At 63.7% G+C, this 13990-nt stretch carries 16 protein-coding genes; 5 read left to right on the plus strand and 11 right to left on the minus strand.

Features of this window, described 5'->3' with window-relative positions:
- Window positions 1-59: 59 nt before the first annotated feature.
- Both NL532_RS06430 and NL532_RS06435 read left to right on the plus strand, forming a co-directional pair.
- Window positions 60-200 (plus strand): DUF1127 domain-containing protein, encoded by a 141-nt coding sequence (locus tag NL532_RS06430; RefSeq protein WP_023670143.1) that lies wholly within the window; start codon window positions 60-62, stop codon window positions 198-200.
- Window positions 201-526: 326 nt separating this feature from the next.
- Window positions 527-1219: a DUF1013 domain-containing protein gene (locus NL532_RS06435; protein ID WP_023670142.1), complete on the plus strand. Its 693-nt coding sequence runs from the start codon at window positions 527-529 to the stop codon at window positions 1217-1219.
- A 63-nt stretch (window positions 1220-1282) separates the two neighbouring features.
- On the opposite strand, the gene NL532_RS06440 is transcribed toward NL532_RS06435, so the two are convergent.
- The 3 genes from NL532_RS06440 to NL532_RS06450 all read right to left on the minus strand — a co-directional run bounded on the left by NL532_RS06440 (window position 1283) and on the right by NL532_RS06450 (window position 2891).
- A complete protein-coding gene (locus NL532_RS06440; RefSeq protein WP_023683994.1) occupies window positions 1283-2002 on the minus strand; it encodes a helix-turn-helix transcriptional regulator in 720 nt (239 codons plus the stop codon).
- Window positions 2003-2128: 126 nt separating this feature from the next.
- The gene (locus NL532_RS06445) at window positions 2129-2539 is read right to left on the minus strand and encodes a hypothetical protein (RefSeq protein ID WP_031196067.1); all 411 of its coding nucleotides are present in this window, start codon (window positions 2537-2539) and stop codon (window positions 2129-2131) included.
- 181 nt (window positions 2540-2720) lie between these two features.
- Window positions 2721-2891, minus strand: a complete 171-nt coding sequence (locus tag NL532_RS06450) for a hypothetical protein (protein ID WP_023670139.1) — start codon at window positions 2889-2891, stop codon at window positions 2721-2723.
- Between the two features lie 204 nt (window positions 2892-3095).
- Here NL532_RS06450 and NL532_RS06455 point away from each other — a divergent pair, with 204 nt between their 5' ends.
- Window positions 3096-3257: a hypothetical protein gene (locus NL532_RS06455; protein WP_023683991.1), complete on the plus strand. Its 162-nt coding sequence runs from the start codon at window positions 3096-3098 to the stop codon at window positions 3255-3257.
- Window positions 3258-3266: 9 nt separating this feature from the next.
- Here NL532_RS06455 and NL532_RS06460 read toward each other — a convergent pair whose 3' ends face one another.
- The 8 genes from NL532_RS06460 to tkt all read right to left on the minus strand — a co-directional run bounded on the left by NL532_RS06460 (window position 3267) and on the right by tkt (window position 13047).
- On the minus strand, window positions 3267-3491 hold the full coding sequence (locus NL532_RS06460; RefSeq protein WP_155923746.1) for a hypothetical protein: 225 nt from the start codon (window positions 3489-3491) through the stop codon (window positions 3267-3269).
- Between the two features lie 121 nt (window positions 3492-3612).
- Entirely contained in the window at window positions 3613-4326 is a 714-nt protein-coding gene (locus tag NL532_RS06465; protein ID WP_023706280.1) for an SGNH/GDSL hydrolase family protein, read from the minus strand.
- A gap of 63 nt (window positions 4327-4389) precedes the next feature.
- A complete protein-coding gene (locus tag NL532_RS06470; protein ID WP_023693666.1) occupies window positions 4390-5130 on the minus strand; it encodes a DUF899 domain-containing protein in 741 nt (246 codons plus the stop codon).
- Window positions 5131-5302: 172 nt separating this feature from the next.
- On the minus strand, window positions 5303-6328 hold the full coding sequence (locus NL532_RS06475; RefSeq protein WP_023701319.1) for a class I fructose-bisphosphate aldolase: 1026 nt from the start codon (window positions 6326-6328) through the stop codon (window positions 5303-5305).
- A gap of 120 nt (window positions 6329-6448) precedes the next feature.
- Entirely contained in the window at window positions 6449-7651 is a 1203-nt protein-coding gene (locus NL532_RS06480) for a phosphoglycerate kinase (protein ID WP_023670132.1), read from the minus strand.
- 145 nt (window positions 7652-7796) lie between these two features.
- Window positions 7797-9683 (minus strand): potassium/proton antiporter, encoded by a 1887-nt coding sequence (locus tag NL532_RS06485; RefSeq protein WP_286487971.1) that lies wholly within the window; start codon window positions 9681-9683, stop codon window positions 7797-7799.
- Between the two features lie 206 nt (window positions 9684-9889).
- The gene (gene gap / locus NL532_RS06490) at window positions 9890-10900 is read right to left on the minus strand and encodes a type I glyceraldehyde-3-phosphate dehydrogenase (RefSeq protein WP_023683984.1); all 1011 of its coding nucleotides are present in this window, start codon (window positions 10898-10900) and stop codon (window positions 9890-9892) included.
- 155 nt (window positions 10901-11055) lie between these two features.
- Window positions 11056-13047, minus strand: coding sequence for a transketolase (gene tkt, locus NL532_RS06495; RefSeq protein WP_023737393.1), 1992 nt, complete (start codon window positions 13045-13047; stop codon window positions 11056-11058).
- Window positions 13048-13320: 273 nt separating this feature from the next.
- Between tkt and NL532_RS06500 the strand changes: the two genes are divergently transcribed.
- Both NL532_RS06500 and NL532_RS06505 read left to right on the plus strand, forming a co-directional pair.
- A complete protein-coding gene (locus tag NL532_RS06500; protein WP_023670128.1) occupies window positions 13321-13593 on the plus strand; it encodes a DUF4164 domain-containing protein in 273 nt (90 codons plus the stop codon).
- Between the two features lie 12 nt (window positions 13594-13605).
- On the plus strand, window positions 13606-13971 hold the full coding sequence (locus NL532_RS06505; protein ID WP_023670127.1) for a cell division protein ZapA: 366 nt from the start codon (window positions 13606-13608) through the stop codon (window positions 13969-13971).
- Window positions 13972-13990 lie beyond the last annotated feature (19 nt).

Genomic DNA, 13990 nt, shown 5'->3' on the forward strand with positions numbered 1-13990 from the left:
GCAGCACTGCCTATCTAAGCGTCATCGAAACGATTTGATCCAACAACTGGAGGACAACCATGAACCCGATCCGCGCTTTCCGTAACTGGCGTATGTACAACGAAACCGTGCGCGAGCTGAACAAGCTCAACGCCCGTCAGCTCAGCGACCTCGGCATCAGCCGCGGCGACATCGAGAGGATTGCCCGCAAGGCCATCTAATTCGAAGCATGGTCGGCCAGTGAGGCCTGACCACGCGGCAGAAGCAAGAGCCGCCGCAGACGGTATCCCGTCGCCGGTTCCGAGCCCGCTGGACCCTGTCCGGCGGGTTTTGTCGTTTTGGACCCCCTGTACAACTCGGCATCAATGATCGCCGGAGCCGAGGTCCTCCTGGCCTCCCCCGCTGTCCGGTGTCCGGCGGCTGCGCCCTGCGCCAAAAACATTGCGAAACGGCAGCGGAGCGGTTATACAGGCCGCGAATTTCCCATTTTGGTGGCTCTAAACCACCGCCCGCGCGGGAACGCGGGCGAACGAGAAGGATTTTTGAAATGGCCAATACGCTGCTGATGCCCAAGGCGACCGCCGTCTGGCTGGTCGACAACACCGCGCTGTCCTTCGAGCAGATCGCGCAGTTCTGCGGGTTGCATCCGCTCGAGGTCAAGGCGATCGCCGACGGCGAATCGGCGCAAGGCATCAAGGGCATGGACCCGATCATGACCGGACAGCTGACCCGCGACGAGATCGCGCGCGCCGAGAAGGATCCGAACCAGCGCCTGAAACTGTCCGACCCCAAGGTGCGGGTGCCGGAATCCAAGCGCAAGGGTCCCCGCTACACACCGCTGTCGAAGCGCCAGGACCGGCCCAACGCCATCCTGTGGCTGGTCCGCAACCATCCGGAATTGAAGGACGCGCAGATTTCGCGCCTGGTCGGCACGACCAAGTCGACGATCGAACAGATCCGCGAGCGCAAGCACTGGAATTCGGCCAATCTGCAGCCGATGGACCCGGTGACGCTGGGTCTCGCTTCGCAGATCGACCTCGACATGGAAGTCAACCGCGCCTCGCGCGGCCGCGAGCAGGCGCAGCCTGTCGGCGACACGCTGCTGCCGGCTGCCGTGACCGAGCGCCTGGTGCCGGCGCCGGAGAAGCCGAAGGACGAGGATGCCGAGCTCGACGCAAACGCCGTGTTCGCCAAGCTTTCGGCGCTCAAGTCCAAGAAGGAAGATGCGGACGACGAGTGAGATTTGCGACAGTTCAACAAAAAAGCCCGCTTCGAGCGGGCTTTTTAACTGATTGTCGAAATCTCAGCTGCGCGCCGCCCGGTCCGGCGTCATGCCATAATCCTCGCTGCGCTCGACCGCGCGGTAGAAATCGGCGAGCTGCTTGCCGCGCTCCGGCTTGAAGATACGGCCGGCAATGACCACCGAGGCGATGCGGTCGATGCGGAAGGCGCGGAAATCGTCGCGCATCTCGCACCAGGCAACCAGCGTCCATACCTTGCCCCAGAACCACAGACCGAGCGGACGGATGTCACGCCCGGTGCCGCGGCCGGCCTCGTCGCGGTAGTCGATGGTCAGCACCTGTCGCTTCTCGACAGCGCGCTCGATCACGTCGATCGCCTCACGCGCGGCGTCGCTCACCACCCACATGGGCGTGTGGATCTCGGTGCGGGCGATGCGGTCCTTCTCGGCGTCGGGCAGGACGGCGCCGATCTTGACCAGCGCCTCGTCGGCCGCACGCGCCATGGCCGCGCCGCCAAAGGCCCGCACCATGCGGGCGCCGGCGACCAGCGCGACGATTTCGTCACGCGTGAACATCAGCGGCGGAAGGTCGAAACCCTCCCTCATCATGTAGCCGACGCCGGCCTCGCCGTCGATCGGCACTCCGGTCGACTGCAAATCGGCGATATCGCGGTAGATGGTCCGCTCGGAAACCTCGAGCCATGTGCCGAGCTTCTGGGCGGTGACCAGCCGGCCGCCACGCAGGTGCTGCACGATCTGAAAGAGCCTGTCGGCACGTCGCATCGTATGGTCCCTCGGCTGCTTTTCTATGAATGTCACGGTCCCGAAACCGGTTCCGGGTGACATCCATCTCCTGTTTTATGCTTGTCGTTCTCCCAAAAACCGCTGCGCACTTTTGGGCGACACGCATTATGGTTTAAGTCCTTCGCGCTTGCGCTGCACGGCGACGAATTCCGCGCCGAAGGACAATTTCTTCGTTGTCGGCGTGTTCACGTCGAGCACACGCCAGTACGGCGTGATATCGTTCAGCGTCATGCCGCGTTCGAGATCCTCATTGGCGGCTTCGGCGACGGTGCGCAGATGATAGCCGATGGTGACCGGACATGTCACTTGCGCCCCATGCTCGATGGCGAGCGCAGTGCGCAAGGCGCGTACATCCATCTCGACGCCGTTGGGGATCGTGCGGATGAAATCATCGACCTGACGGGGCGTCGGCACCAGCATCGGCTGGCCCTCGACGACGTCGCCCATTGTGCGTGGCGTCGGCTTCACGCCGTTGACGCCCGGCGTGTTCAGCCTGTCGTTCCAGCTTTTCACCATTCATGTCTCCTGACACGTTTATGGCATGGTGCTCCTGACAGCATTCTGTCAGGAGCCTTCAGCATTGTCCGTAGCAGGCGCCAAAGTTTTTGCGCCAGCCCGAGGGGTCGCTGCCCGGGGGTCCATGTCAATGATCCGGGCGTTGCGGGGTCCGCATCCAAGCATTGTCATGTAAAACGCCTCAGATCTCGCGAATGCGGCTGTGACCCTCATACATATCCGGCCAGCCAATGTCCTTGCGGATGTCCGCCGGCAAGGAGTTCAGGAAGCGCTGGGTACGGACTTCATTGCGCATCGTGCGGATCTTGCCGACATAGTGCTGTACGCTGTTCAAAATACCAAAGCTGTTCATGACCATCTCCTCTTCTCTGATGGAGACACTATCGCATACCCCTCCTGACAGCAGTCTGTCAGGAGCATGTCAGCTCGTTGAAGAAAGCTGCGAGGTGCTTGGCGGTCGGTTCGGAAACGAGCCTTTTGTCAGGAATGGCCAAGTCGACCGAGACCATGCAAGAACCGCTTTGACAGCCTGTCGCGATGCTGCTCAAAGGCGGGCATGTCGAAACTCCTCGCGCTCGTCATCATCGGCATGATGGCCATTCAGCTGATCAAGCCGCTCGGCTGGCCGGGCCTGAAGCGGCGCGGCGATTTCTGGAAGCTGGCCCTGATCGCCATGGCGGCCATCGCGCTGGCGGGTGCGCTGGGGCACTGGGCATAGCCTTGAGGGTCAGGTCGGGTCCACCGTTCCCATGGCAATCATCCGGATGGCGTTGAGGCTGGGCACGAAGAAGTAATCGCCACCGCGCGTCGTCATGAATTCCGGCAGGTTCGCCGCAATAAAAGGCGTGCCGTTGGCCGGGCCGGCCGGAATGACATGCTTGCCCGATTCGGCGCGGTTGCCGGTCAGCGTGCAGGTGTCGTTGCCGGTTTCGGAATCCAGGCCGTAGCTCATCCATTGCTGCTGGATTATATTCTGGCTCAGATCCATTGGAAGCAGGCTGCAATCAACAGTATTTGGAAATACTCGCGTCAGTTCTCTGAAGCCCACCAGTCCGAGCTTGTGCCCCCTCAGGTCAATCGGCGAGCACCCATCCGACCAGATGTTCGGCCCAGGCGCGGTAACCGGCTTCCGAGGCATGAAAGCCATCGGAGGCAAAGCCGGCCTCAGGGTTGGTGATCGGCAGCCGTGGCGCCGGCACGGCGCCGCGCTCGAAACAGAGGCGCTCGCCCATGCGGTTCATTGCGGTAGCGCGGATTTCGAGTATCTTGCCGAGCAGCGGCGGCATGGCCGGCGCACGGGTGAATTCCAGCACCGGCGACCAGACGACGCGGGCCTCCGGCCATTTGGCGCGCAGCGCGTAAAGCAGGCCGCCGAACTCTTTCTTGAAGCGCGGCACCGAGTGGAAATTCTTGGTGTCGTTGGTGCCGATGGCCAGCACTATATGCGTCCACCGATCGGCCGACAGATTGGGCAGCACATGGTCGCGGATCTGGCCCGACGTTGCCGAGTTGAACCCGGCGGCGCGCCAGCGCACGGCAAGGCCGGTTCGTTTTGCGACCAGCATTGCAAGCTGCGCGGCAAGCCCGTTCTCGGAATTGCCGATGCCGACGGAAGCGGCCGAGGAATCGCCCAGCACCAGCAGCGAGATGGCCGGCGCCTTGCCCGATATTTCGTGCATGACCGGCCCTTGTGCCGGCAGCATGCGGGTGGTGCGGCGGCGCACGCCGAGGCCCTGCCAGACATAAACGGGGTAGGCGAGCCAGGTAAGAAGGGCCGGGAAGCGCATGGCGATACCGTTTAGAGATCAGCGGCAGCCTTAGCGCAAGTTTCGCCTGAGGTGAACGAGCTTCTAGTCGCAGCAGTTCGGCTTGTCCGCCTGCTTGTCCTGATATTCGTCATGCAGCCGCACCCAGTCCATCAGGCTATGATAAGGGCCATTTTCGCCGCGGCCCTTCGGTGTCATGTCGAGATAGTCGTAAGTGCCGATCTGGGCCTCGCCGCCGCGGGCGCGCGACATAAAGGTAAGGAATATGTCGCCGTTCTCTTCCTTGTAGAAAACACTGGTGCCGGGAAGGTCCTTTGACGTGCGCGGACGCGTCTCGAAATTGTAGGTGGTGTCGCCGGCCGCGATCTGCTTGTCGGTGAAGGAGACCTGCATGTCGAAGTTGAAATCCGAGGCGTAGGACGACACCCAGTCGAATTTCCAGCCCATACGCTGCTTGTAAGGCAGCAGTTCCGCCAGCGGCGCGCGCGCAACCACCACCAGCGACACGTCGTGGTGCCTGAGATGCTGATCGGCGCCGTCTATATGGTCGGCAAGGAAGGAGCATCCTTCGCAGCGGTGGTTCGATCCTGGCGTCATCATGAAGTGGTAGACGATCAGTTGGCTGTTGGCGCCGAACAGTCCGGCCAGGTTCTTCGGACCCTGCTCGGTCTCGAAGACATAGTCCTTGCGGATTTTCATCCAGGGCAGTTCACGCCGCTCGGCGGCGATGCGCTCACGCAACCGTGTCAATTCCTTCTCGCGCGCCAGATGCGCCTTGTGCGCCTCAAACCAGTCTTCACGCGAAACCACCTTGCTGCGAGTCATGAAGTTCTCCCTGTCTGTTCACCCAAGGACGTTTGGGGTGGGCAGAAACCGACATCGCCGTCAGCTTTTGCCGAAAAGGAGATAAGGATGGACGAACTCCGTCCAAGCCGGGCTTTGCATAAACAAACCCGGGCGCATCGGCCCGGGTTGTATGACAACGGGAGGACTGCGCTCAGGCGGCCTGTTCGAGGCTCGCCGTCCATTGTCCCAGCGCCGCCAGATGGTTCATGTGGGCACGATGGGTGAAGGCGGCCTGGCCGGCGGCGACGTTCGATGCCTTGCCGCTCCAGGCCTTTTGCGGGGCGGCCTGCAAGGCGCGGCCATAGGAGAAGGTCAGCTTCCACGGATGCTGGCCGATGGCGTTGATGGCGTTGAGGTTGGCGGTCGCCTCCTCGTCCGACTGCCCGCCCGAAAGGAAGGCGATGCCCGGCACCGCTGCCGGTACGGTTTCGCGGAACAGTTTTATGGTCTTTTCCGCGACCTCTTCGGGGCTGCTCACCTTGCCCGACTTCCTGCCGGCCAGCACCATGTTCGGCTTCAGGATGGTGCCTCCCAGCAAAACGCGCGCCGCATGCAGCTCGTCATAGAGCTTGATCAGCGTTGCCTTCGAGATGTCGTAGCAGGTGTCGATGTCGTGCGCGCCGTCCATCAGCACTTCCGGCTCGACGATCGGCACGATGCCAGCCTCCTGGCACAGTGCGGCATAGCGGGCCAGCGCATGGGCGTTGGAGGCAATCGAATTGACCGAGGGCACGCCCTTGCCGGTGTCGATGTCGATCACCGCGCGCCATTTGGCGAAGCGGGCGCCGAGCTTGTAATAATCTGCGAGCCGCTCGCGCAAGCCGTCGAGGCCTTCGGTAACGGTATCGCCGGGAAAGCCGGCGAGTGGCTTGGCGCCGGCATCGACCTTGATGCCGGGAATGGCGCCCGCCGCCTTGATGATGTCGACCAGAGGCGTGCCGTCGGCAGCCTTCTGACGGATGGTCTCGTCGTAGAGAATGACGCCGGAGATGTACTTCGTCATTGCGTCCTTGGCGCGGAACATCATCTCGCGGTAGTCGCGGCGGCTATCGGCGGTCGATTCGACGCCGATAACGTCGAAGCGCTTCTTGATGGTGCCGGAGCTCTCATCGGCGGCCAGCAGGCCCTTGCCGCCGGCCACCATCGCGGCGGCAATGTCTTCGAGACGTTCGCTCATTTTTCTTCTCCTAAGGGGGTACGTTCCGCGCGTAACGGAAGTCTACCGCCAAAGGAATGGGATCGGAAAGCTCGAATCGATTGAAAGTTCCTGGCGTCCGTTTTTGCGCCCCCGATCCGGTCAGGCTTGTTTCTTCAGCACGTCGACGCCGGGCAGCGGCTTGCCTTCCATCCATTCGAGGAAAGCGCCGCCGGCGGTCGAGACATAGGTGAAGTCGTCGGCGACGCCGGCATGGTTGAGGGCGGCCACCGTATCGCCGCCACCGGCGACCGAGACCAGCTTGCCGGCCCTGGTGCGGGCCGCCGCGTGCCTGGCCGCCGCCACCGTGGCGTGGTCGAAAGGCTCGATCTCGAAGGCGCCGAGCGGGCCGTTCCAGACCAGCGTCGCGGCGCGGTCGATCCATTCACCGATCGTCTTCACGGTCTTTTCGCCGACATCGAGGATCATGCCGTCAGCCGGGACATCCGAAATGGCAACGGTCTCGCTGGCCGCACCCGCCTTGAATTCCTTGGCGACGACACCGTCGACAGGCAGGATGATGGCGCAGCCGGCCTCGGCGGCCTCGATCATGATCTGCTTGGCGGTCGCGGCAAGGTCATGCTCGCACAGCGACTTGCCGACAGCGGTGCCACGCGCGGCGAGAAAAGTGTTGGCCATGCCGCCGCCGATCACCAGCGCGTCGACCTTCTTCACCAGGTTCATCAACAGGTCGATCTTGGTCGACACCTTGGCGCCGCCGACAATGGCGACGACAGGGCGGACCGGATTGCCGAGCCCCTTCTCCAGCGCCTCGAGCTCGGCCTGCATGGTGCGGCCGGCATAGGACGGCAACAGCCGCGCCAGGCCTTCGGTCGAGGAGTGCGCCCGGTGGGCGGCGGAAAAGGCGTCGTTGACGAAGATATCGCCATTGGCGGCGAGCCGCTCTGTAAAGGCCGGGTCGTTCTTCTCCTCGGTCTTGTGGAAGCGGGTGTTTTCCAGCAGCAGCACATCGCCCTTGTTCATGGCGGCGACCGCACTGCCCGCCGTGTCGCCGACGCAGTCGCCGGCAAAGCCGACGGGGCGGCCAAGCACCTCCGCGGCAGCCTTGGCGATCGGCTCCAGCGAGAATTCGGGCGAGGGACCATCCTTCGGGCGGCCGAAATGCGCGAGCAGGATGACCTTGGCGCCCTTGCCGGACAGTTCGGCGATGGTCGGCGCGATGCGTTCGATGCGGGTGGCGTCGGTGACCTTGCCGTCGGCGACGGGCACGTTGAGGTCGACGCGCACCAGCACGCGCTTGCCGCTGATATTGCCGATATCGTCGAGTGTCTTGAAGGCGGCCATGCGGGTTCCTTTCCGTGGAAAATCGCCGGGACCATACCTCGCATCGATGACGATGCAAGGCTTGAGCCGGGGTGCGAGCTAAATTTTGAGATCAAGGCGAAGGCTGTCGTGATGATGCGGGACGTCAGCGTGAACCGATCGCTTGTCAGCCTTCTGTCGTTATCTTTTCCGCCGTCGGCTCAAGGGCCTTCTCATTGGCTGTCGCCTCTGCAGTCTGCGTCTCGGTCGGCTTGCGCCAGTTGCGGATGAAGGCGGAGACACGATCGCCGATCTCGCCGGCGCTCAGGAACACCGGAACCCGCGCCACCGGCGCGGTCGGCTCGAAGGAGAGGCCGAGACCGGTGATCTTGCCCTTGTCGTCGACGTCGCGGACGATCAATTCGATCGGGCCGATCAGCACCCGGTCGGCATATTCGGCATGGCCGCCAAGCCTTGCCGTCACCAGCGCGCCGACGGTGAGCTTCTGCTCGGCTTCGCTCAATCCCGGTGTGTATGCGGCCTCGAGCTCTGCGGCCGAGCGGGCGGGATCGACGGCGAAGGCGCCGAAGAAGTCGGCATCCTCGGGGTCGACTACGGCGCGGCTGGCAAACAGCTTGTCAAGCAGGCGCGGATAGCGGTCGGGCACGAAGATGTAAACCTGGTCGCCGGCCGCGAGCCGGCCCATGTCCTGGAAACGCATCGAGCGGCCGTCGCGCAGCACCAACGAGGGCCGTGCCCAGCGCGGGATACGCTCGCCGCGCGCCACCGGGCTGCCGGGCGCCACGCGGTAGGCGAGCAGTTCGTGGTGGGCGGAGCCCGGCAGTTCGAGTTCGACCTTGTCGAGCGGCCCGAGCCTCGCCGGCACGATCAGGCCGAGCCGGCGCGCCAGCGGACCGACCGACCAGCCCTGCACCACCAGCGATACCAGCACGATGATGAAGGCGACGTTGAAGATGGTGCGGCCGTTCTCCAGTCCGCCGAGCAGCGGGGTGATGGCAAGCAGGATGGACACGGCGCCGCGCAGGCCGACCCAGGAGACGAAGGCGATCTCGGGACGCGGCAGGCGGAACGGGATAAGGCAGAGCCAGACGGCGACCGGGCGCGCTACAAACATCAGGAACAGGCCGAGCAGCACCGCCGGCACCATGATCGCCGGAAACTGCGAGGGTGTCGCGAACAGGCCGAGGATCAGGAACATGATGATCTGTGCCAGCCACGACATGCCGTCCTGGAAGCGCTTCAGGATGGTGACGGCGCGGATGTCGGAGTTGCCGGCAATCAGCCCGGCGAGATAGACCGCCAGGAAGCCCGAGCCGCCAATGGCGCCGGCCGCGGCGAACACCATCAGCGACAGGGTTAGCACGAAGATCGGCAGCAAGCCATGGTCGAGGTTGAGCCGGTCGACGAGGCGCACGATGCCGAGCCCGCCAAGCACGCCGACGACGGCGCCGAGCCCCATATTGAGCAGGAAGCCGAGGATCAGGTCGGTGACCAGCACATGGGTCTCGGGATTGGCGTGGGCGGCGATGATCTCGACCAGCGTGATGGTCAGGAAGATGGCGATGGGGTCGTTGGTGCCGGATTCGACTTCGAGCGTGGCGCGCACGCGCTCGCGCAGATTGATTTCGCCGGCGCGCAGCAGGAAGAACACCGCAGCCGCGTCGGTCGAGGCGACGGCAGCTCCCAGAAGGAAGGATTCCAGCCAGCTGAGGTCGAGCAGATAATAGGCGGCGGCGCCGAACAGGCCAGTGGTCAGGATTACGCCGGAGGTCGCCAGCGACAGCGCCGGTCCGGCCGCCTGGCGCAGCGCGTTGAGCGGCGTGCCGAAACCGGAATCGAACAGGATGACCGCCAGCGCCAGTGAGCCGGCAAAATATGCCACGCGCGCATTGTCGAATTCGATGCCGAGACCATCGACGCCGCTGGCGAGGCCGATGCAGAGGAAGAGCAGCAGCAAAGGGGCGCCGAAGCGAAAGGCGATCAGGCTCGAGAACGCTGCGGCGACGACTAGCGCTGTGCCGACCAGCGTGACGAGATAGATCGCATGCTCCATCCGTGATTTGCCCCTCGAATTCCTCTTTCTACCGATTCACGGGAGAGTGGGGCGAAGGCATGGCCGGTGCAAGGCGCAAGGATGGCTTTTTGCCTTATGCCGCTGATTTTCCGGCGTTTGGCGGCTCGGCGCGCCTTGCCCGGCGCGCTGACGAAAAACGCCCGGGCAAAGCCGGGCGTTCGAAGCTGCGAGACGATGCCTTCAGATCAGGCGATGGTCTTGCCGAAGGCGACCGAGGTGTCGGCCATGCGGTTGGAGAAGCCCCACTCATTGTCGTACCAGGACAGCACCGAAACGAAGTTGCCGTCCATGACCTTGGTCTGGTCGAGCGCCAGGATCGACGAGCGCGGATCGTGGTTGAAGTCGATCGACACATTCGGATGATGGGTGACGCCGAGAATGCCCTTCAGCTTGCCGTTGGAGGCAGCGATCACCGCTTCGTTTATCTCCTGCACGGTGGTGGCGCGCTTGGCGATGAACTTGAAGTCGACGACCGAGACGTTGGGGGTCGGCACGCGGATCGAGATGCCGTCGAGCTTGCCCTTGAGGTCGGGCAGCACCAGGCCGATCGCCTTGGCCGCACCGGTCGAGGTCGGGATCTGCGACAGGGCAGCCGCGCGGCCGCGGTAGAGATCCTTGTGCATGGTGTCCAGCGTCGGCTGGTCGCCGGTGTAGGAGTGGATCGTCGTCATCATGCCCTTTTCGATGCCGACGGTCTCGTGCAGCACGGCGGCCAGCGGCGCCAGGCAGTTGGTGGTGCAGGACGCATTCGAGATGACGATGTGGTCCTTGGTCAGCTTGTCGTGGTTGATGCCGTAGACGACGGTGAGGTCAGCACCTTCGGCAGGCGCGGAGACGACGACGCGCTTGGCGCCAGCGGTCAAGTGCGCGGCAGCCTTGTCGCGGGCGGTGAAGATGCCGGTGCATTCGAGCGCGATGTCGATGCCGAGCTCCTTCCACGGCAGCTGCGCCGGGTCCTTGATCGCGGTGACCTTGAAGGTCTCCTTGCCGACGGTGATCTGGTCGCCCGAGACCGACACTTCGTGCGGGAAGCGGCCGTGCACGCTGTCATAGCGCAGCAGATGCGCGTTGGTCTCGACCGGGCCGAGGTCGTTGACGGCGACGACGTCGATGTCCTTGCGGCCGGATTCATGGATGGCGCGCAGGATGTTGCGGCCGATGCGGCCAAATCCGTTGATGGCAACTCTGACGGTCATTTTACTCTCCCTGGGAGCTGGAGGCGGCAGATGGGTCCGCAGCTTCATAGCGGCGGATGGCACAAGAATCCAGCCGCAGAAGGCCGAATTTAAATCGATTAGGTTGGTCCAGCCCCGCGAATCCGCCTTGGAGGTGCGCGGGACTGACCCTGATCTTACTTGCCGTGCAGGCGGGCTTCCGCGGCCTTGGCCGCGGCTTCGGCGGTGATGCCGAAATGCGGGTAGAGCTGCTCGATGGTGCCGGAAGCGCCGAAGCCGGTCATGCCGATGAAGATGCCGTCGGAGCCGATCAGGTGATCCCAGCCCTGGCGGATGCCGGCCTCGATCGCCATCTTGATCGGCGCGTTGCCGATCGTCTCCTTGCGGTAGGCGTCGCTCTGCCGGTCGAACAGTTCGAAGCAAGGCACCGAGACGACGCGGGTCGGGTGCCCATGCTTTTCAAGCAAATCACGGGCGCCGAGCGCGATCTCGACCTCGGAGCCGGTCGCGAAGATCGTCACCGCCGCTTCGCCGCTCGCCGCGGCCAGTTCATAGGCGCCCTGGCTCGAGAGGTTCCTGGCCGAGTGCTCGGTGCGCACCGTCGGCAGGTTCTGGCGGGTCAGCGCCAGGGTGGACGGGGTCTTTTCCGATTCAATGGCAATCTGCCAGCATTCGGCGGTTTCCACCGCGTCGGCCGGACGGAAGACATTGTGGTTGGGGATGGCGCGGAGCGCCGCCAGGTGCTCGACCGGCTGGTGGGTCGGGCCGTCTTCGCCCAAACCGATCGAATCATGGGTCATGACGAAGATCGAGCGGATGCCCATCAGCGACGCCAGCCGCATCGACGGACGGGCATAGTCAGAGAAGCACATGAAGGTGCCACCGTAGGCGATGAGGCCGCCATGCAGCGTCAGGCCGTTGAGGGCGGCCGCCATGCCATGCTCGCGGATGCCGTAGTGGACATAGCGCTGGCCGTAATCGTCCGGCGTGATGTTCTTGGTCTGGCTGGTCTTGGTGTTGTTGGAGCCCGTCAGGTCGGCAGAGCCGCCGATGGTTTCCGGCACCGCGCCGTTGATGACTTCCAGCGCCATTTCCGACGATTTGCGGGTGGCGACCTTCGGCTTGTCGGCCGACAGCTTCTTCTTGTAGTCGGCAATGACGGCATCGAAATTCGACGGCAGCTTGCCGGCAAGGCGGCGCTCGAACTCGGCCTTCAACTCAGGCTTGGCCTTGGCGAGCCGGCCTTCCCAGTCGGTGCGCGGCTTGACGCCGGCCTTGCCGGCGGTGCGCCAGGCGTCGAGAATGTCGGCCGGAATTTCGAAGGGCGGCGAGTCCCAGTTGAAGAATTTCCGCGCGCCTGCGATCTCGTCGGCGCCGAGCGGCGAACCGTGCGCCTTGTTGGTGCCGGCCTTGGTCGGGGCGCCGAAGCCGATGGTCGTCTTGCAGGCGATCATCGTCGGCTTGTCGGAATGGCGGGCGGCTTCGATGGCGTAGGCGATTGCCTCGGGGTCGGTGCCGTCAATGTGGCTGGCGTTCCAGCCCGAGGCCTGGAAGCGGGCGACCTGGTCGGTGTTGTCTGCAAGCGAAACCGGACCGTCGATCGAGATGTTGTTGTTGTCCCAGAAGACGATCAGCTTGTTGAGCTTGAGGTGCCCGGCCAGCGCGATGGCTTCCTGCGAAACCCCTTCCATCAGGCAGCCGTCGCCGGCCAGCACATAGGTGTAGTGGTCGACGAGGTCGTTGCCGAAGGCGGCGTTCATGATGCGCTCGCCGAGCGCGAAGCCGACCGAATTGGCGAGACCCTGGCCAAGCGGGCCGGTCGTCGTCTCGATGCCGGTGGCATGGCCGTATTCGGGATGGCCGGCAGTCTTGGAACCCAGCTGGCGGAAATGCTTGATCTGGTCGAGGGTCATGTCCTCGTAACCGGTCAGATGCAGCAGCGAGTAGAGCAGCATAGAACCATGGCCGGCCGACAGGATGAAGCGGTCTCGGTCCGGCCAATGGGGGTTCTTCGGATCATATTTCAGAAAGCGGGTGAACAGCACTGTGGCGATGTCGGCGCAGCCCATGGGCAGGCCGGGATGGCCGGACTGGGACTTCTCGACGGCGTCCATGGAGAGAAAACGGATCGCATTGGCCATCCGGTCATGTTGTTCACGCGACGTCATGGTACCTCCGGGGTGGGGATTTGTGGGCTTGGCAGAGCCCAGGAAAGAGTGCGCGACACATAGCAGCCACGGGCTTTTAGTCAACAAATCGGCTGCACATTTGCCGGTCTTGTGATGGCTTTGAGACCTTATGGGGCGACCTACATTAGCGTTAGCGGGGGACAGTCGCGAGAGCTTTGTTGACGTTGCCTTCACCCGGTGCCTAATGTTTCCTTGTTAACGCGTTCTGAACGCGAAGCGATTCGGTGATGGGCAGGGCACAGGACGAAGGCCATGACCGGCGAAACCACACTCAAGGAAGTCATCCACAGGCTGGGCAAGGCCATCGAGGGGCTGGAAAACGCCGTCGCGGCCAAGCTCGAGCACGAGCGCGACTATTCCGAAGCCGAGGCTGAGGTGCAGCGCATGAACGCCGACCGTTCACGGCTGGCGCAGGAACTCGACAATTCCGAAGCCCGCGCCGAACGGCTGGAAGATGCCAACAAGGAAGTGTCGCGCCGCTTGGTGACCGCCATGGAAACCATCCGCGCGGTGCTGGACAGGTAGGAGCTGCAGGCCATGGCACAGGTCACGGTTTCCATCGACGGCAAGCAGTATCGCATGGCTTGCGACGAGGGTCAGGAAGAGCACCTGATCGACCTCGCCGAGCGGTTCGACCGTTATGTCTCGCATCTGAAGGATTCGTTCGGCGAGATCGGCGACCAGCGGCTGACGGTGATGGCCGGCATCATGGTGATGGACGAGCTTTCGGAGCTGCAGAAGCGGGTCAAGGGCATGGAGACCGAAGTGCAGACGCTGCGCAAGACGCGCGACGAAGCGCTGACCAAGGCCGACAAGAACGACACCGTGCTGACCAGCGCGCTCGGCGCGCTCGCTCAGCGCATGGAAGACCTGGCCACGTCGCTGGCGGTCAACAAGGCCTGAGCCTTCCCCGCACAAACGA

Source organism: Mesorhizobium sp. C120A (genome assembly GCF_030323105.1).
GTDB lineage: Bacteria > Pseudomonadota > Alphaproteobacteria > Rhizobiales > Rhizobiaceae > Mesorhizobium.

Coding starts and splice junctions, on each gene's coding strand:
- NL532_RS06430 (WP_023670143.1), top strand. CDS start 60: ATGAACCCGATCCGCGCTTTCCGTAACTGGCGTATGTACAACGAAACC.
- NL532_RS06435 (WP_023670142.1), top strand. CDS start 527: ATGGCCAATACGCTGCTGATGCCCAAGGCGACCGCCGTCTGGCTGGTC.
- NL532_RS06440 (WP_023683994.1), bottom strand. CDS start 2,002: ATGCGACGTGCCGACAGGCTCTTTCAGATCGTGCAGCACCTGCGTGGC.
- NL532_RS06445 (WP_031196067.1), bottom strand. CDS start 2,539: ATGGTGAAAAGCTGGAACGACAGGCTGAACACGCCGGGCGTCAACGGC.
- NL532_RS06450 (WP_023670139.1), bottom strand. CDS start 2,891: ATGAACAGCTTTGGTATTTTGAACAGCGTACAGCACTATGTCGGCAAG.
- NL532_RS06455 (WP_023683991.1), top strand. CDS start 3,096: ATGTCGAAACTCCTCGCGCTCGTCATCATCGGCATGATGGCCATTCAG.
- NL532_RS06460 (WP_155923746.1), bottom strand. CDS start 3,491: ATGAGCTACGGCCTGGATTCCGAAACCGGCAACGACACCTGCACGCTG.
- NL532_RS06465 (WP_023706280.1), bottom strand. CDS start 4,326: ATGCGCTTCCCGGCCCTTCTTACCTGGCTCGCCTACCCCGTTTATGTC.
- NL532_RS06470 (WP_023693666.1), bottom strand. CDS start 5,130: ATGACTCGCAGCAAGGTGGTTTCGCGTGAAGACTGGTTTGAGGCGCAC.
- NL532_RS06475 (WP_023701319.1), bottom strand. CDS start 6,328: ATGAGCGAACGTCTCGAAGACATTGCCGCCGCGATGGTGGCCGGCGGC.
- NL532_RS06480 (WP_023670132.1), bottom strand. CDS start 7,651: ATGGCCGCCTTCAAGACACTCGACGATATCGGCAATATCAGCGGCAAG.
- NL532_RS06485 (WP_286487971.1), bottom strand. CDS start 9,683: ATGGAGCATGCGATCTATCTCGTCACGCTGGTCGGCACAGCGCTAGTC.
- gap (WP_023683984.1), bottom strand. CDS start 10,900: ATGACCGTCAGAGTTGCCATCAACGGATTTGGCCGCATCGGCCGCAAC.
- tkt (WP_023737393.1), bottom strand. CDS start 13,047: ATGACGTCGCGTGAACAACATGACCGGATGGCCAATGCGATCCGTTTT.
- NL532_RS06500 (WP_023670128.1), top strand. CDS start 13,321: ATGACCGGCGAAACCACACTCAAGGAAGTCATCCACAGGCTGGGCAAG.
- NL532_RS06505 (WP_023670127.1), top strand. CDS start 13,606: ATGGCACAGGTCACGGTTTCCATCGACGGCAAGCAGTATCGCATGGCT.